The sequence below is a fragment of the Micromonospora sp. RB23 genome (genome assembly GCF_053585025.1).
Genome location: NZ_CM132111.1, coordinates 1224037 through 1240643, shown reverse-complemented (window position 1 = coordinate 1240643; position 16607 = coordinate 1224037). Strand labels below are relative to the sequence as shown.

Below are 16607 nucleotides of genomic sequence, written 5' to 3'. Positions count from 1 at the left end.
ACCGAATGCCCCGACTCACCCCAGCTCGGCGATCAACTCATCGACGGAGGTGACCGGCCGCTGGCAGACGAAACCCCGGCAGACGTACGCGGCGGACCGGCCGTCGACCAACGGCCGGTCGGCGAGCAACGGCACGCCGGGCTGGTCCGGGAGGCCGGCGACCACCACGGCTCCGGGCGGGGCGTGCCGTCGGGCGGCGGCCACCAGCGGGTCGCCGGCCGGGTCGTCGGTCGCCACCGCGATCTCGTACGGCCCGGACAGCAGTGCCTCGCCGACCGTGGCGGCGTACCCGGCGAAGCGGGCGTGCCGCCCGACGATCGGCGCCACGGTGGCGAGCGCGGCCTCGGCAGCCTCGCGGTAGCGGGTCTCGCCGGTCAGCGCGGAGTACGCCACCAGCCCGGCGACCAGCGCCGACCGCCCCGACGGGGTGGCGTTGTCGGTCGGATCGGCGGGCCGGGCGACCAACTGCTCCGCGTCGTCGGCCGTGTCGTAGTAGGCGCCGCCGGGCGCGGCGAAGCGCTCCAGAGCGGTGTCCAGCAGCTCACCGGCCAGGGTCAGCCAGCGTCCCTCCCCGGTGAGCTGGTGCAGGGCGCAGAACGCCTCGGCCACACACCCGTAGTCCTCCAGCACCCCGGCCGGCTCACCGACCCTGCCGTCACGCGAGACGCGCCGCAGCCGGCCGTCGACGACGTGCACGCTGGCCAGGTGCTCGGCGGCGTCCCGCATCGCGCCGTCGACGACGATGGTGATGCCCTCCAGCAGGTTGGCGCCCTCGTCCCGCTTCTCCAGGGACAGCGCGGCGACCTGGAGGAATTCGACGATCGCGGTGATCGCCAGGCCGTTCCAGGCGGCCACCACCTTGTCGTCGCGGGCCGGCTGGGGCCGGGCGTCGCGGGCCGCGAGCAGTTGCCCGACAACCCGCTGCCAGCGGGTACGGACCTCGGGCGCGGCGTCGTCGACGTCCCGCGCGAGCCTGAGCACGCTCGTGCCGTGTTCAAAGGTGCCGTCCTCGGTGACGGCGAACAGGTCGGCGGCCCACCGGCCGTCCTCGTCGCCGAGCGCCTCGACGAGCTGCGCGGGGGTCCAGGCGTAGGTGAGCCCCTCGACGCCGTTGGTGTCGGCGTCCAGCGCGGACGCGAACCCCTCACCCGGCCGGTGCAGCTCGTCGGCGAGGAACCGGGCGGTGTCCCGGGCGACCCGACGGGCCAGCGGGTCGCCGGTCAGCCGCCAGAGCTGCGTGTAGACGCGCAGCAGCAGCGCGTTGTCGTAGAGCATCTTCTCGAAGTGCGGCACCGTCCAGTGCGCGTCCACCGAGTACCTGGCGAAACCGCCGGCGAGCTGGTCGTAGATGCCGCCTCGCGCCATCGCCTCGGCGGTGTGCCGCACGATCTCCAGGCTGCGCGGGTCGCCGGTGCGCTGGTGGTGGCGCAGCAGGAAGAGCAGGTTCATGTGCGGCGGGAACTTCGGGGCGCCCCCGAACCCGCCGTTCGTCTCGTCGTACTCACCGGCCAGGTTGCCGGCCGCGGCGTCGAGCAGTGGGCTGTCCAGCGGCGCGGTGGGGCCGCCCACGGCCTGTGCGCCACCGATCGCCTCCACCACGGCGGCGCCCTGGCGCAGCACCTCGTCCCGCTGGTCCCGCCAGGCGGTGGTGACCGACTGGAGCAGGCGGGTGAAGTTGGCGCGCGGGAAGTAGGTGCCGCAGAAAAACGGGGTGCCGTCCGGGGTGGCGAAGACCGTCATCGGCCAGCCGCCCTGACCGGTCATCGCCTGGGTGGCGGTCATGTAGACGGCGTCGACGTCGGGGCGCTCCTCGCGGTCCACCTTGATCGACACGAAGTTGTCGTTCAGCAGCGTGCCGACCTGCTCGTTCTCGAACGACTCGTGCGCCATGACGTGACACCAGTGGCAGGCCGCGTAGCCGACCGAGATGAGCACCGGTACGTCACGTCGTTTCGCCTCGGCGAACGCCTCGTCGCACCAGGGCCACCAGTCGACCGGGTTGTCGGCGTGCTGGAGCAGGTACGGGGAAGTCGCGTCGGCGAGTCGATTCACCCGACGACCATAACCACCCGCGCCGGGGCGCGCCGGGCGGTCAGGAGGCGCCGTCGGCGCGCAGGCGGAAGACGTTCGACTCGGCCGAGTCGCGCAACGTGCCCAGCACCGCACCGATCTTGTCGGCCGGCATGGGCTTGAAGAAGTGGTAGCCCTGCGCGGACGTGCAGCCCAGCTCGGCCAGGGCCAGCCGCTGTTCGGCCGTCTCCACGCCCTCCGCGACCACCCGCAGCCCCAACTCGTGGGCGAGCCCGACGGTGGTCCGGACGATCGCCGCGGCCTCGGGCGAGTCGGCCATCCGGATCACGAAGGAGCGGTCGACCTTCAACTCGTCCACGGCGATCCGGGTCAGGAAGGTCAACGACGAGAAGCCGGTGCCGAAGTCGTCCACCGCGAGCTGCACGCCCATCGACCGGAGGTTGGCGAGCACCTCGTCGATGACCTCCAGCTCGCTCATCACCACCGTCTCGGTGATCTCCAGGACCAGCCGGTGGGGTGGCACCTGGTGTCGGCGCAGCGCGTCGCCGATCTCCGCCGGCAGGCGAGGGTCGAGCAGGCTACGCGCGGACAGGTTGACCGAGATCGGCACGTCCAGCCCTTCGCGGGCCCAACTCGCGGCCACGCCGAGCGCCTTGTCGAGCACGTAACGGGTGAACGTGCCGAGCTGTTCGCTGTTCTCCACCGGGCGGATGAAGTCGGCCGGGCTCAGCCAGCCCCGCCGGGGGTGCTGCCAGCGGATCAGCGCCTCCACCCCGGTGGGCGCGCCGGTCGCCAGGTCGACAGCCGGCTGCAACGCCAGCACCAACTGGTCGTCGACCTTCAGCGCCTCACGCAGTTCGGCGAGCAGGGCGAGCTGGTCGGTGCTGGCCGCGTCCCGGGTGCTGTCGTACGCGGCGACGCTGCCGCCGCCCTCCTTGGCCTGGTACATGGCGATGTCCGCGCGGCGCAGCAGCTCGGTCAGGTCGGCGGTGCCGGCGTCGGCGACGACCACGCCGACGGAGACCTCGATGGACATCCGCACCCCGGCCACCTCGGTCGGCGCGGCCAGCCGCTCGGCGATCTCACGGGCCTGCCGCAGCGCGTGTGCCATGGGCGCGGCCCGGTCACCCAGCACGGGAACCGAGGTGAGGAGCAGCGCGAACTCGTCGCCGCCGAGCCGGCCGAGCAGGTCACCCGGGCGGGCCAAGGCGCTGAGCCGGTTGGCGGTCAGCCGCAGCAACTGGTCGCCGGCCGCGTGCCCGAGGGTGTCGTTGACCTCTTTGAACTGGTTGATGTCCAACAGCAGCAGTGCCACCGGGTGGTCGTGTGCGAGCTGCCGCAGCGACTGGTCGCCCTTGCCGAGCATCGCCGTGCGGTTCGCCAGCCCGGTGAGCGGGTCGTGCACCGCCTCGTACGACGATCGGGCGGTGACCAGCCGCAGCTCGCGGTGCGTGGCGGCGTCGTGCAGGGCGGCGGCGAGCGCGTCGCCGAACGCGGCGACCGCGTCCCGTTCCCGGGTCGCGGGAGGGGCGGAGCGGGGGAACCGGACCCTGAGCTGACCGACCGGCGCGGCACCGACCGACAGGGGACGCACCAGCTCGTACTCGTCGGGCTCCGACCTGTCGGGCGGGCTGATCTCCCGATCGAGCAGCTGGCCCCCGGCGTCCCCCCGGTAGCGCCGCCATCTGCCGTCGGGCCGGGCCACCTCGACGTCGACCAGCTCGGCGTTGAACAGCGCCAACGCGCCGGTCACCGCCGCGCTGGCGACGCCCCGCTCGTCGAGCTGGTTGAGAGCCGCGGTGGCCTCGGCGAAGGCACGCCACGTCCGACGTTCCTGGTCCGCCCGCAGTCGGTAACGGTAGGTCTGTTGCAGGAGCCAGAGCAGCGGCGGGAGCAGCAGCAACCAGCGCGGGTCCAGCTCCAGCAGCGCGATCACGACCAGGCCGACCGCCACGTTGCCGACGAACATCAGCAGCTTGCCGCGCAGCGCGGCCAGCAGCGGCGGCCCGATCGGGAGCCCGTGCCGCAGGCTCAGGCTCACCGCACCGAGCCAACCCGTCACCATCAGGTACGTCACCGACCCGGCGATCACGGCCAGCGCCAGCACCGGGTTCGGAGGGGTGAGCAGGGGGTGCCCCAGCGCGGTGGTCACGGACACGGCCAGCGCCGACGCGGCAGCCAGGGACGCGGCGATCCGGACGATCTCCAGCGGCGGGCGGCGGTCGCTGTGCAGGGACAGACCCGTCCAGGCCAGCCCGGCGCCGATCAGGGTGGCCGACGGCAGCCAGCCGGCCGGGGCGAGATAGAGGCAGACGATCAGGGCCGCCTCACCCCAGGTGATGCTGACCATGCCGGCGGCGCTGCGAAACCGGAGCCGGGCGAGTTGGGCGAGGGCCAGGACACCGACCGCGATGCCGAAGCGGGCCGGACCACCGAGCGGGTCGTCAGCCGGCAGCCCGGACGGAAGCGTCAACCCGACCACGGCGGCGACCAGCGCGGTCACCGTCACCGCGGCCGTCAGCACACGCAGCCGGACCGGCATACCGTGCACTCCGGGCCGGTCGAACGGGTCGCCGGCCGGACCGGAGGTCATCGACCTCCCCCGTCAGCCGTCCGAACGGCGGTACGACGGGCAGCCGGTGCTGTGCTGGTCATCGGCGCCCCCTCCCGCGCACGTCTCGGGGACTTTTGGTCCCCCGGCGGAAGGCTAAGCCAAACCGGGTGGTCGCAACAGGGGTCCACCACCCGGTTCGGCGTGAATCACGCGCGGACTACCCGTTCCGCTGCTGCTGGTGCCCATTGGGAGCGTGCGCGGATGAATCATGCGCGGCGGTCCCGTCTGTCGGATCGACGACTGAAGCGTCGCCCCTGGTCGAATCGACCGCCCGCCCCGGCTGCGGGAACCGGTCGGGCAGGCGCCGCAGGCGGGCGTTCATGTTGCGGATCAGCAGGATGGTGGCGGTGGCCAGCAGCAGGATGAGGAGAAGGCCCATCGGGCCGGCCAGACCACCCGTGCGGGTGTCCCCGAAGTTGTTCTCCGCGAGCACCTGGGCAGCGGTCAGCATGGTCGTCCTCCGATGTGCGATTGCCTACCAGGGTAGACCCGGCCGGAATCAGCGCGCGTGCGCCGTCTCCCGCACCCCGGCGAAGAGGTCGGACTCGGGCAGCGGGCTCTCCACCATGCTGCGCACCAGCTCGAAGTCCTCCGTCGGCCAGGCCCGCTGCTGCATCTCCATGGGCACGTGGAACCAGAAGCCGTCCGGGTCGACCTGGGTGGCGTGGGCGCGCAGCGCGTCGTCCCGCACGGGGAAGTATTCGGCGCAGTCGACCCGGGTGGTGATCCGCGGGCCCTTGTCCGGGCGCTCGTCCCAGCGCTTGAGCCAGTCCTCGTACGGCGACTCGGCGCCCGTGGCGAGCATCGCCTCGTGCAGAGCCATGATCTTGGCCTTGGAGAAGCCGATGTCGTAGTAGAGCTTCAGCGGCTGCCAGGGCGCGCCCAGCTCGGGGTAACGCTCCGGATCACCGGCGGCCTCGAAGGCGGCCACACTCACCTTGTGGCACATGATGTGGTCGGGGTGGGGGTAGCCACCCTCCTCGTCGTACGTGGTCACCACGTGCGGACGGAACTCCCGCATCAGCCGGACCAGGGGGCCGGCGGCCACCTCGACGTCCTGGAGGGCGAAGCAGCCCTCGGGGAGCGGCGGCAGCGGGTCGCCCTCGGGCAGGCCGCTGTCGACGAACCCGAGCCATGCCTGGTCGACGCCGAGGATCGCCCGCGCGGCGTCCATCTCGGCGCGCCGGATGTCCCCGATGTTGGCCCAGACGTCGGGCCGGTCGAGCTTGGGGTTGAGCACGCTGCCGCGCTCACCGCCCGTGCACGTCACCACCAGTACGTCGACCCCCTGGGCGACGTACTTCGCCATGGTCGCCGCACCCTTGCTCGACTCGTCGTCCGGGTGCGCGTGGACGGCCATGAGACGCAGCTGCTCTGCCAACTTTCGGCGCTCCTCGTCTGGTGCCGGCCGGTGGACCCGACCGGGCTCGACCGGCTGACCTGCCAGGAACCCTCCTCGCCCCGCCGCCGGTCGGCACCTGCGGGACCCGACCTGCCATTCCTGGCGTTCGGCCGGGCTGGGAGGATGGACTCCTGCCATTCTTGCCGATGCCGCCGACAACAACGCCAGGAGATACCCGCCGGTGACCGAGACGCACGCCACAATTTCACCGGGCGCGCCGGTTTTTCCGGCCGGGCGCTACGGCCGACGCCGGGCGCCCGGCGGAGGCCGGCGTCGTACGCTGCTGGCCGCCCTGGTGCTCCTGGTGCTGGTGGTGGGCCTGAGCCTGATCTCGCTGCGGCTCTACCGCCAGTACGGTGACCCGGTCTACGACGCCCAGGTGATCACGTACACCGACATCACGGACAACCAGGTGGTGGTCGACTTCCGCGTACGCGTGCCGGAGGGCGGAACAGCCGTCTGCGTCCTGCGCGCCCGCGACCGCGCCGGGGTCGAGGTGGCCCGCGACGAGGTCACGGTGACCGCCGCAGCGGGTGAGCGGCACGTCAGCGCCCGGCACCGCCTCAGCACCAGCGCCCGACCGTTCATCGGCGAGGTGCTGCGCTGCCGCGCGCCGGCCTGAGCTGCCCGGACGCCACCCGGTAAGGGCGGCTGGACGACCGTCGCCCGGCATCGACCGCGGGTGTCGGATACGGACACCGCCGGTGATCGTCGACACGCTGTGTCGTACCGCACTGGTAACTTGGTAGTTCACCTGTCAGCCAGCCACGCACAACCGAGGAGAACGCCTGTGTCCACTGGCAACGAGGCGCCCGCCACCTGGCTGTCCCAGGACGCGTACGACCGCCTCCAGGCCGAGCTCGACGAGCACATCGCCAACCGTCCGGCGATCGCGGCCGAGATCAACGCTCGCCGCGAAGAGGGCGATCTGCGCGAGAACGGCGGCTACCACGCCGCCCGCGAGGAGCAGGGCAAGGCCGAGGGCCGCATCCGTTACCTGCAGGAGCTGCTGCGCACCGCCAAGGTCGGCGCGGCGCCGACAGCCGACGCGGTGTCGCCCGGCATGGTGGTGACGATCTACTTCGACGACGACACCGACGACACCGAGACCTTCCTGCTCGGCTCGCGGGAGATCGCCGCCACGACCGACCTGACCGTCTACAGCCCCGAGTCCGCCCTGGGCAAGGCGATCCTGGGTGGTCGTGCCGGGCAGACCTGCACCTACACGGCGCCGAGCGGTGCCGACATCAAGGTGACAGTGGTCAGCTTCGAGCCGTTCTCCGGCTGAGCACCGCGTAACGCCCACGCCGTGACGCCGCCGAGGCGTGACACCTCCTGTCACGCCTCGGCGGCGAACACCACCTGGTAGCCACTGGCCCGCAGCGCGCTGATCAGCGTGTCGGAATGCTCCACACCACGGGTTTCCACCGACAGCGCCACCTCCACCTCGCCGAGGCCGAGGTGCGGGTTGGCCCGCTGGTGTTCCACGTCCACCACGTTGGCCCGGTGCTCGGCGATCTGACTCAGCAGTGACGCGAGCTGCCCGGGCCGGTCCGAGCAGCGGACGGTCACCCGCAGGTAGCGGCCGGCGGCGGCGAGACCGTGCTCGATCACCCGCAGCATCAGCAGGGGATCGATGTTGCCGCCGGAGAGCACCGCGACCACGGGCGTCTCCACCTCCACCACGCCGGCCAGGAGCGCGGCCACGCCGACCGCCCCGGCCGGTTCGACGACCTGCTTGCCGCGCTCCAACAGCATCAGCAGGGCCCGGGAGATGTCCTCCTCGGAGACCGTGACGATCTCGTCGACGAGCTTGCGGACATGGTTGAAGGTGATCTCCCCCGGTCGTCCGACCGCGATGCCGTCCGCGATGGTGGCGAACGCCGGCAGCCGAACCGGTTCCCCGGCCACCAGCGAGGGCGGGAAGGCCGCCGCGCCCGCCGCCTGCACGCCGATGATGCGTACGTCCGGGCGGAGCGCCTTGGCGGCCACCGCCATGCCCGAGATCAGGCCGCCGCCGCCCACCCCCGTGATGATCGTCCGCACGTCGGGGCACTGGTCGAGGATCTCCAGGGCGACCGTGCCCTGCCCGGCGATCACGTCCCGGTGGTCGAACGGGTGGATGAGCACCGCGCCGGTCCGCTCGGCGTACGTCTGCGCGGCCACCAGCGACTCGTCGACCGTGTTACCGGCCAGCTCGACCTGCGCGCCGTACCCCTTGGTGGCCGCGACCTTCGGCAGCGGCGCGTTGACCGGCATGAAGACCGTCGCGTGCGTGCCGACCAGCCCGGCGGCGAGCGCCACGCCCTGGGCGTGGTTACCGGCGCTCGCCGCGACCACGCCACGCTCGCGCTCCGCCGCCGACAGCCGGGAGATCCGCACGTACGCGCCACGCACCTTGTACGAGCCGGCGCGCTGTACGTTCTCGCACTTGAGCCACGTCGGCCCGCCCAGCGCCGCGCTCAGCGGCCGGGAGGGCTCCAGCGGGGTGGTCCGGACGACGTCGGCGAGCAGTTTCCGCGCAGCCCGTACGTCGTCGAGCCCGACCAGTTCCGTCATGCCCCGATCGTGCCACCCGACCTTGGCTGCTCCGTCGGCGACACCGGGGTGGGCGACGCACGCGCCACGCGACGATGGCCCGGTCGTCGCGGCCGCCCGCCCCGGGTGGCGGACCTGCGGGTCGCAGAACCGCCTGCCGGCTGCCTTGATCCACTCCAGGTCGCCGATATCGGGGTATCAGGTCACGCCGATAGCGCCACCTCGGCGACCTGGTGCGGATCACAACGCGGGCGCGTCCCCCGCGGCCGCCGAAGCCGGGGCCGGCGGGGCGGGCACGGCCGGCGGGACGGGCACGGCCGGCGGGGCGGGCGGCCATGCCTGTGCTGGCCAGACCGGGGCGGTCGGCCAGACCGGGGCGGCGCGGGCGATCCGGGCCTCCTGGGCGGCGGAGATCCGGTGGATCAGCAGGATCAGCGTCACCGCGGCGATCGCGCAGCCCAGCGCCGGCAGGGTGTTGCGGAGCAGCGAGTCCCGGTAGTGGTCGACGTACGCCTGGTAGCCGGCGTCGTTGAACGGGGTCTCCGGCAACCTCGCGTACGCCCTGTCCTCGGCGCGGCTGCTCAGTCGCTCACCGATGCTGAACACCAGCCAGGAGCACCACCAGACGCTCACCAGGGTGGGCGTGAACCGCCGCCAGAGGCTGTCCCGGGCCACGCCCGCGACGACCCGGGCCGGCACCACGAAGTTCGCGAACGGCACCAGCCAGCCGGCGATCGCCCAGCCCGCGCCCAGTGTGGGCAGCGCACCGGGAAAGGCGTCGGTGTTCTTACGCGCCCGCCACGTCCAGATGATCACCAGTACGGCGGCGGTGAGGTAGACCACGGCCATGGCCAGCGCCGCCACGACGTTGATGATCACGGGCCCGAGGAGCAGGTCCGCGTCGTCGTCGGCCATGGCCCGCCGGGCCAGCATCATCCCGATGAGCGGGGACAGCGCCACCACCAGGTACAGCACCGCGGTCGCGCCGACGGCGACGCTGGCCGCCAGCCCGATCCCCCGTACGCGGTAGGTCGCCAGCCCCGGCGTGACCGCCGGCTGACCGAGCGGGGTGTAGCAGCGCGGGCATTCGTTGTGCTCGGAGGACGTGGCGTCCCCGCAGGTCTGGCAACGCATTGGTGTCCCCCGTGGTTCGCGCGACAGTGCGCGCACACGCTAGACGATCATGCGCTGGCCGGCGACCCCGTTCCGACGAGGGGATAGCCGGGGGCGTGACGCGACCACGGGGCGGTCATCTCGAACTGACCGGCCACGCCGAGCAGCAGCAGCTCCGAGCCCGGCGGACCGACGATCTGCACGGCGACCGGCAGCCCGTCCGGGCGGCGCCCCACCGGCACGACGATCGCCGGCAGGCCGGCGACGTTCCACGGCGCGGCGTACGGGGCGTACCTGATGTTGGCCGACAGGTTCGCGCGCCAGGACCGCTCCGACCAGCGGCCGGCCTCCGGCGGCGCGCTCGCCAGGGCGGGCGTGAGCAGCAGGTCGACGGAGTGGTCGGTGAAGAAGTCGACCGACCGCTGGCGCCAGGCGGCCCGGTCGGCCTCCCGGACGTAGCCGCGGCGCTGTGCCCACTCGCCAAGCGCGACGTGCCGCCGGGTACGGCGTTGCAGACCGCGCCGGTCCAACCCGGCGGCCCGGACGTCGGCGGCCGCCGCGGCGAACCAGGTGGCGAGGCCCTGGAGGCCCAGGGCCGTGGGGTAGACCGGATCGGCCGGCACGGTGTCGTGGCCGGCGGCGGCGAGCAGCCGCCCGGCGGCGGCCACCGCGTCCCGGTTGGGCGCGTCCGGCGAGACTCCGCGCACCGGCGAGCGCAGCGAGACACCGACGCGCAGCCGCTGCGGTGGGACCAACTTCTCCGGGCGTCGACCGGCGAGCACCGAGAAGCCGACGGCGGCGTCGGCGACCGTGCTGGTGAGCATCCCGTGCTCGGTGAGGCCGAACCAGTCGTCCGCGCCGAGCTGGCAGGGCACCACACCGCGGCCGGGTTTGAGGCCGACCAGGCCGCAGCAGGCCGCCGGGATGCGGATCGAGCCGAGGCCGTCGTTGCCGTGCGCGATCGGCACCAGGCCGGCGGCGACGGCGGCGGCCGCACCGCCCGAGGAGCCCCCGGGGGTACGCGTGCTGTCCCACGGGTTACGGGTCACCGCGCTGTCGTCGTCGGTGAGCGCCCAGAGTCCCAGCTCGGGCATCCGGGTGACACCGACGATCACCGCGCCGGCGCCCCGCAACCGCCGGACCACCTCGTGGTCGGCCTCCGCGACGTCGGTCCGCACGGCGGCCGACCCGTTCCAGGTGGGCAGGCCGGCCACCGGAGTGTTCTCCTTGACCGCCACCGGCACACCGGCCAGGGGGAGGTTGGCCAGGTCCTCCTGCTCGTCGACCTTCTCCGCCTCGGTGATCGCCTCGCCGCCGCGAACGGCGCGGAACGCGGCCAGTTCGCGGTCAGCCGAGGCGATGTACTCGAGGTGGTCGGCGACGACCTGGGTGGCGGAGACGTCACCCCGGCGTACGCCACGGGCGATCTGCTTGGCGGTCGCCCCGACCCAGGTCGCCATGATGTCCTGCACGGCCGTCCTCCCCAGCGGTCAGCCCAGCGCCTGCTCCAGATCGGCGAGCAGGTCGTCGACCGTCTCGATGCCGACAGACAGTCGCACGAGATCGCCGGGAACTTCAAGCGGCGAGCCGGCAGCACTTGCGTGTGTCATCCGGCCCGGGTGTTCGATCAGGGATTCCACGCCACCGAGCGACTCGGCGAGCACGAAGAGCTTGGCGCGGTTGCAGATCTCGACGGCGTGGTCCTCGCCGCCGGCGGCCCGGAACGAGATCATGCCGCCGAACCGGCGCATCTGCTTGGCCGCCACCTCGTGACCGGGGTGCGAGGGCAGCCCCGGATAGATCACCTGGGACACCTTGCCGTGCCCGTCGAGGTACGCGGCGAGGCGCTCGGCGTTGTCGCAGTGCCGGTCCATGCGTACCCCGAGGGTCTTGATGCCACGCAGGGTGAGCCACGCGTCGAACGGGCCGTTGATCGCGCCCATCGCGTTCTGGTGGTAGCGCAACTCCTCACCGAGCGCGGCGTCGGCGACGACGAGCGCGCCGCCCACCACGTCCGAGTGGCCGCCGATGTACTTGGTGGTGGAGTGCACGACCACGTCGGCGCCGTACGCGATCGGCTGCTGGAGGTACGGCGAGGCGAAGGTGTTGTCGACCACCAGCAGCGCGCCGGCGTCGTGCGCCACGCTCGCCAGGACGGCGATGTCGGCGATGCCGAGCAGCGGATTCGTCGGCGTCTCCACCCAGATGATCTTCGTACGACCGGGCTGCACGGCGGCCCGCACGGCGGCCGGGTCGGAGACCTTGGCCGGCGTGAACTCCAGGCCCCAGCGCTGGGCCACCCGGGCGAAGAGCCGGTAGGTGCCGCCGTACGCGTCGTCCGGGATGATCACGTGGTCGCCCGGCTGGCACACCGCCCGCAGCAGGGTGTCCTCGGCGGCCAGGCCACTGGCGAAGGCCAGACCCACCGGCCCGCCCTCCAGCGCGGCCAGGCACTCCTGGAGGGCGTCGCGGGTCGGGTTGCCGGAGCGGCTGTACTCGTAGCCGAGCCGGGGAGCGCCGACGGCGTCCTGGGCGTACGTGCTGGTCTGGTAGATCGGCGGGATCACCGCGCCGGTGCGTGCCTCAGGGTCCTGACCGGCGTGAATGGCGAGCGTCTCGAAGCCGTGACTCATTCTGGTGAGGCTAGTGCCCCGCCGCGGCGACCCGGCACGGAACCCGTGCTCCGGGCGGGGGCCGGACCGTCCGGCCCGACCCCCGCGCTCCGGCGCAGTGCCGGGGACGGCCCTCAGGCGGCCGGGACGGGCAGGACGTGCAGGGTGACCGGGCGGCTTCCGGTCCAGTCGTAGGAGACCGCGTAGAGCCGGGCGCCGTTCGGCGCCCAGGCCAACGCGCCCGGGCTGAGCTCGTCGCCCAGCTCGAAGTGGGCCAGCTCGGTGCCGCCCGTCGAGAAGACGAACACGTCCGGGTCGTAGGAGGCGTCCGCGCCGCCGGCGATCCGGGTGCCGTCGCGCGAGACCTCGACCGCGTTGGGGTACGCGCCGGTGCGGTAGGTCGCGGACGGGGTGGTGATGTCGGCGAACGGGAACGCCTGCACCTCGTAGGGCGCGCCGGACGCCGTGAACACGGTGGTGCCGGTCGGGTCGAGGGCGATGTCGCGCAGGTTGCTGCCGATCGCCATGAACTCGTTGGTGCCCGGCTCGCTCAGCACGCCCCCCGCGCCGATCGTGTACGTGTACACCGACGCGGGGCTCAGGCCGGGCTGCCCGGCCAGCAGCACCGAACGGTTCTGGCTGGCGTTGGTCAACAGCGGAGCGCCGTAGAAGCCGCTACCGGTGTCCAGACCCGTGGTCACGCGCGCCGGCTGGCGACCCAGGTCGATCCGGCCGATGTTGCCGTCCCAACCGCCGCAGCCGTACCCGAACCACAGGTACCGCCCGGTCAGCGCCAGCGACGACGGGCACTGGCCCGCGCCGGTGTCGTACCGGGCCGCCTCGACGAGCGAGCCGGTGTCGAAGGCGGCGATGGCGTTGGCGGTGGGCAGCGCCACGTAGAGGGTCTGCCGGTCCGCGCTGAGCAGCAGGTCGGACGGGCCGGGCAGGCCGGACAGGGTGCCCACGACCGCACCCGTCGCGCTGGCCACCACGACGTCGGTCGAGGACGGGCCGCCGCTGACGAAGACCCGGTCACCGGCCGAGACCACGTCGGCCACCGCCGGCAACGACAGCGGGGTGGCCGTCGGCGCGGGGGCGGCCTGGGCGGGGCCCGGCAGGCCGACGGTGAGCAACCCGGCGGCGGCCAGTGTCGCCAGCGCCAGGGTCGTGCCTCTCTTGATGTACACGTGCGTTCCCCCCATGTTTTGATCCAGACGCGTAAATGAGTACCACAGTCGATGCGTACGTGGGGGGCACGTTCCGGGAGATCGGGGCTATAGCCTGGCGCGATGAGCGGGTGCGTGTTCTGCGGGATCGTGTCGGGTGACGTTCCGGCGTTCCGGGTCGCCGACGAGCCGGACGGAGTGGCGTTCCTGGACACCCGCCCGGTCTTCGCGGGGCACGTGCTGGTGGTGCCCCGGACGCACCTGGTAACCCTGGCCGAACTGCCGGCCGAACTGCTGCCCGGCTACTTCGCGCTGGTCCAGCGGCTGGCCGTGGCGGTGGAGACCGGCCTGGGGGCCGGTGGCACGTTCGTGGCAATGAACAACCGGGTGTCCCAGTCCGTCCCCCATCTGCACACCCACGTGGTCCCCCGCACCAAGGGTGACGGCCTTCGCGGCTTCTTCTGGCCGCGCACCCGGTACACGGACGACACCGAGGCACAGACCTACGCCGACCGGATCGCCGCCGCCCTCGGCGACGGGGCCTGAGTCACAGTGGCGCGGGTAAGGAAGCAGAACCCACCGGTGTTACACGCTGGGAGAGGTATGAGAGGAGTCCCACCGTGTTCCTGCGCCGTATGAACGCCGAGATGATCACGCCCGAGCAGGCCCTGCCGGGCCGCCCGATCTCGATGCCGGTCGCCGACCGCCACGAGGTTCTGGGCACCCCGCTGAAGGGTCCGTTCCCGGAGGGCCTCCAGGTGGCCGTCTTCGGCATGGGCTGTTTCTGGGGCGCCGAGCGGTTGTTCTGGACGCTGCCCGGCGTGTACACGACGTCCGCCGGTTACGCGGGCGGCTTCACCACCAACCCGACGTACGAGGAGACGTGTTCCGGTCGCACCGGGCACGCCGAGGTCGTCCAGGTGGTGTACGACCCCAGCAAGATCACGTACGAGGACCTGCTGAAGGTCTTCTGGGAGAACCACGACCCGACCCAGGGCATGCGCCAGGGCAACGACGTGGGCACCCAGTACCGGTCGGCGATCTACACGACCACCGACGAGCAGCGGGCCATCGCGGAGTCGTCCCGGGACGCCTTCCAGCCGATCGTGACCCGGGCCGGCAAGGGTGAGATCACCACCGAGATCGCCCCGCTCGGCAGCTACTTCTTCGCCGAGGACTATCACCAGCAGTACCTGGCTCCGACGAAGAACCCGAACGGGTACTGCAACCACGGCCCGAACGGCCTGAGCTGCCCGGTCGGCGTGGCCCGTACCGCCGGCTGACCGACACCCACCCGCTCCAGCGCGATGCCCGGCTGCCGAGACGGCGGCCGGGCATTCCCGTCTGACCGTGTGATCGAAATCCGTTGCCGAGGCCGTCGGGAACTCGATAGCGTGGCGGTACACGTGAAAGGAGGTGGTCCAGACTTGTATAGCAATCGGACTCGTGAGGTGGCTGTCCGCTAGCCGCTGTCCTCGACAGTGATCGTCCGCCGCGAGGCGGGCAACCAGTACGACCGTCGAGACCGTGTGGCAGCGGTGCGGCGAATCCACGACAGCCACCCGACCCCCGGGGTGCCGGCATAGTCCAGCCGGCCCACGCGACAGCGTGGAGCGCCCCGGGGGTCGCTTCATATCCGCGGGAGATCAGCGTGTCGATGCGCGAGCTGGTGATTCTCGGGACGGCCAGCCAGACGCCCACCCGGCAGCGCAACCACAACGGTTACGTGCTGCGCTGGGACGACGAGGTGATCCTCTTCGACCCGGGCGAGGGCAGTCAGCGTCAACTCCTGCACACCACCGTCACCGCCACCGACCTGACCCGGATCTGCGTCACGCACTTCCACGGCGACCACTGCCTCGGTCTGCCCGGCACGATCCAGCGGCTCTCGCTGGACCGCGTACCGCACCCGGTCGCCGTGCACTTTCCGGCGGGCGGCGCCGACTACTTCGCCCGCCTGCGGCACGCCACCTCCTTCTACGAGAGCGCCGAGCTGGCCGTCACCCCGATCGAGACCGACGGGCAGCGGATCGCCCTGCGCTGCGGGACGCTGGAGGCCCGCCGGCTGCGGCACCCCATCGAGACGTACGGCTATCGGCTCGTCGAGCCGGACGGCTGCCGGATGCTGCCGGAGAAGCTGGCCGCGTACGGCATCGCCGGCCCGGCCGTCGGTGAGCTGATCCGCGTCGGGCACCTGGACCTCGACGGGCGTCGCGTCACCCGCGACGAGGTGAGCGTGCCCCGACCGGGGCAGCGGTTCGCCTTCGTGATGGACACCGGCCTCTGCGACGGCGTGTACGCCCTGGCCGAGCACGCCGACCTGCTGGTCATCGAGTCGACGTTCCTGGAGTCGGAGGCCGCGTTGGCCGCCGAGGTCGGCCACCTGACCGCGGCGCAGACCGCGCGGGTGGCGACCGAGTCCGGGGTACGCACGCTGGTGCTGACGCACTTCTCCCAGCGCTACCCCGACCCGCGCCGATTCCACGACGAGGCCCGCGCGCACTTCGACGGTGACCTGATCATCGCCGAGGACCTGACCACCGTGCAGGTCCCGCCGCGCCGGGTAGCCTCGGCCGGGTGACCGTCACGCTCCGCTCCGCGACCGGCGACGACCTGATGGCGGTGGGTGCCCTGCACCAGCGCTCCCGGGTCGCCGCGTACTCCGCCTTCCTGCCGGCCGAATCCCTCGCCGACCCGACACCGGAGGCGATGGGGCGGTACTGGGTGGAGCGGTGGCAGTGGGAGCGGGACACCCACCGGATGACCGTGGCCGAACGGGCCGGAACGGTGGTGGGGTTCAGCCACCTCGGCCCCGACGACGAGGACGACCCCGCCACCGGGCTGCTCAACGCGATCCACCTGGAGCCGACCGAGCAGGGTCGGGGCACCGGCCGGGCGCTGATGGTGGACGCCCTGGACGCCATGCGGGCGCGCGGCTGGCGTCGCGCGGTGCTCTGGGTACTCCGGGAGAACGCGCACGCGCGCTCCTTCTACGAGCGCGGCGGCTGGACCCCAACAGGCGTGGAGCGCGAGGAGCACATCGGCACCGCCCTAACCCCCCAGATCCGCTACACCCGCCCCCTCTAACCCCCACCCCGCGCCCTCCCCGGCCGGCCCTCCCGGCGATCATG

15 protein-coding genes are annotated in these 16607 nt (G+C 72.5%); 6 read left to right on the top strand and 9 right to left on the bottom strand.

Annotated features, from left to right (window positions below):
* Positions 1-15: 15 nt before the first annotated feature.
* From ACTFTM_RS05795 to mca, 4 genes are all read right to left on the bottom strand, one after another.
* A complete protein-coding gene (locus ACTFTM_RS05795) occupies positions 16-2052 on the bottom strand; it encodes a thioredoxin domain-containing protein (protein WP_449564817.1) in 2037 nt (678 codons plus the stop codon).
* A gap of 40 nt (positions 2053-2092) precedes the next feature.
* On the bottom strand, positions 2093-4573 hold the full coding sequence (locus ACTFTM_RS05790; RefSeq protein ID WP_449566553.1) for a putative bifunctional diguanylate cyclase/phosphodiesterase: 2481 nt from the start codon (positions 4571-4573) through the stop codon (positions 2093-2095).
* A gap of 229 nt (positions 4574-4802) precedes the next feature.
* Complete coding sequence (locus tag ACTFTM_RS05785; protein WP_449564816.1) at positions 4803-5096, bottom strand: hypothetical protein; 294 nt, start codon at positions 5094-5096, stop codon at positions 4803-4805.
* Positions 5097-5144: 48 nt separating this feature from the next.
* Entirely contained in the window at positions 5145-6026 is an 882-nt protein-coding gene (gene mca / locus ACTFTM_RS05780) for a mycothiol conjugate amidase Mca (protein WP_449564815.1), read from the bottom strand.
* 202 nt (positions 6027-6228) lie between these two features.
* Here mca and ACTFTM_RS05775 point away from each other — a divergent pair, with 202 nt between their 5' ends.
* Together ACTFTM_RS05775 and greA are read left to right on the top strand one after the other, a co-directional pair.
* Positions 6229-6669: a DUF4307 domain-containing protein gene (locus ACTFTM_RS05775; protein ID WP_449564814.1), complete on the top strand. Its 441-nt coding sequence runs from the start codon at positions 6229-6231 to the stop codon at positions 6667-6669.
* Between the two features lie 168 nt (positions 6670-6837).
* On the top strand, positions 6838-7335 hold the full coding sequence (greA, locus tag ACTFTM_RS05770) for a transcription elongation factor GreA (RefSeq protein ID WP_355048818.1): 498 nt from the start codon (positions 6838-6840) through the stop codon (positions 7333-7335).
* Between the two features lie 50 nt (positions 7336-7385).
* Here greA and ilvA read toward each other — a convergent pair whose 3' ends face one another.
* The 5 genes from ilvA to ACTFTM_RS05745 all read right to left on the bottom strand — a co-directional run bounded on the left by ilvA (position 7386) and on the right by ACTFTM_RS05745 (position 13497).
* On the bottom strand, positions 7386-8606 hold the full coding sequence (gene ilvA / locus ACTFTM_RS05765) for a threonine ammonia-lyase (protein WP_449564813.1): 1221 nt from the start codon (positions 8604-8606) through the stop codon (positions 7386-7388).
* A 219-nt stretch (positions 8607-8825) separates the two neighbouring features.
* Positions 8826-9719: a DUF4328 domain-containing protein gene (locus tag ACTFTM_RS05760; protein WP_449564812.1), complete on the bottom strand. Its 894-nt coding sequence runs from the start codon at positions 9717-9719 to the stop codon at positions 8826-8828.
* A gap of 47 nt (positions 9720-9766) precedes the next feature.
* Positions 9767-11158: an amidase gene (locus ACTFTM_RS05755; protein WP_449566552.1), complete on the bottom strand. Its 1392-nt coding sequence runs from the start codon at positions 11156-11158 to the stop codon at positions 9767-9769.
* Positions 11159-11188: 30 nt separating this feature from the next.
* A complete protein-coding gene (locus tag ACTFTM_RS05750; protein ID WP_449564811.1) occupies positions 11189-12331 on the bottom strand; it encodes a cystathionine gamma-synthase in 1143 nt (380 codons plus the stop codon).
* Between the two features lie 113 nt (positions 12332-12444).
* Complete coding sequence (locus tag ACTFTM_RS05745; protein ID WP_449564810.1) at positions 12445-13497, bottom strand: YncE family protein; 1053 nt, start codon at positions 13495-13497, stop codon at positions 12445-12447.
* A 102-nt stretch (positions 13498-13599) separates the two neighbouring features.
* Between ACTFTM_RS05745 and ACTFTM_RS05740 the strand changes: the two genes are divergently transcribed.
* The 4 genes from ACTFTM_RS05740 to ACTFTM_RS05725 all read left to right on the top strand — a co-directional run bounded on the left by ACTFTM_RS05740 (position 13600) and on the right by ACTFTM_RS05725 (position 16563).
* Positions 13600-14022 carry an HIT family protein gene (locus ACTFTM_RS05740; protein WP_449564809.1) on the top strand — a complete coding sequence of 141 codons (423 nt, stop codon included), beginning with the start codon at positions 13600-13602 and terminating at the stop codon, positions 14020-14022.
* Positions 14023-14096: 74 nt separating this feature from the next.
* Positions 14097-14759 (top strand): peptide-methionine (S)-S-oxide reductase MsrA, encoded by a 663-nt coding sequence (msrA, locus tag ACTFTM_RS05735; protein WP_357130066.1) that lies wholly within the window; start codon positions 14097-14099, stop codon positions 14757-14759.
* A gap of 368 nt (positions 14760-15127) precedes the next feature.
* Positions 15128-16057 carry a ribonuclease Z gene (locus tag ACTFTM_RS05730; protein ID WP_449564808.1) on the top strand — a complete coding sequence of 310 codons (930 nt, stop codon included), beginning with the start codon at positions 15128-15130 and terminating at the stop codon, positions 16055-16057.
* Positions 16054-16563 carry an N-acetyltransferase family protein gene (locus ACTFTM_RS05725; protein WP_449564807.1) on the top strand — a complete coding sequence of 170 codons (510 nt, stop codon included), beginning with the start codon at positions 16054-16056 and terminating at the stop codon, positions 16561-16563. Before ACTFTM_RS05730 ends, ACTFTM_RS05725 begins: the two co-directional genes overlap by 4 nt.
* Positions 16564-16607: the final 44 nt, after the last annotated feature.

Coding starts and splice junctions, on each gene's coding strand:
- ACTFTM_RS05760 (WP_449564812.1), bottom strand. CDS start 9,719: ATGCGTTGCCAGACCTGCGGGGACGCCACGTCCTCCGAGCACAACGAA.
- ACTFTM_RS05750 (WP_449564811.1), bottom strand. CDS start 12,331: ATGAGTCACGGCTTCGAGACGCTCGCCATTCACGCCGGTCAGGACCCT.
- ACTFTM_RS05790 (WP_449566553.1), bottom strand. CDS start 4,573: ATGCCGGTCCGGCTGCGTGTGCTGACGGCCGCGGTGACGGTGACCGCG.
- ACTFTM_RS05740 (WP_449564809.1), top strand. CDS start 13,600: ATGAGCGGGTGCGTGTTCTGCGGGATCGTGTCGGGTGACGTTCCGGCG.
- ACTFTM_RS05785 (WP_449564816.1), bottom strand. CDS start 5,096: ATGCTGACCGCTGCCCAGGTGCTCGCGGAGAACAACTTCGGGGACACC.
- ilvA (WP_449564813.1), bottom strand. CDS start 8,606: ATGACGGAACTGGTCGGGCTCGACGACGTACGGGCTGCGCGGAAACTG.
- ACTFTM_RS05755 (WP_449566552.1), bottom strand. CDS start 11,158: ATGGCGACCTGGGTCGGGGCGACCGCCAAGCAGATCGCCCGTGGCGTA.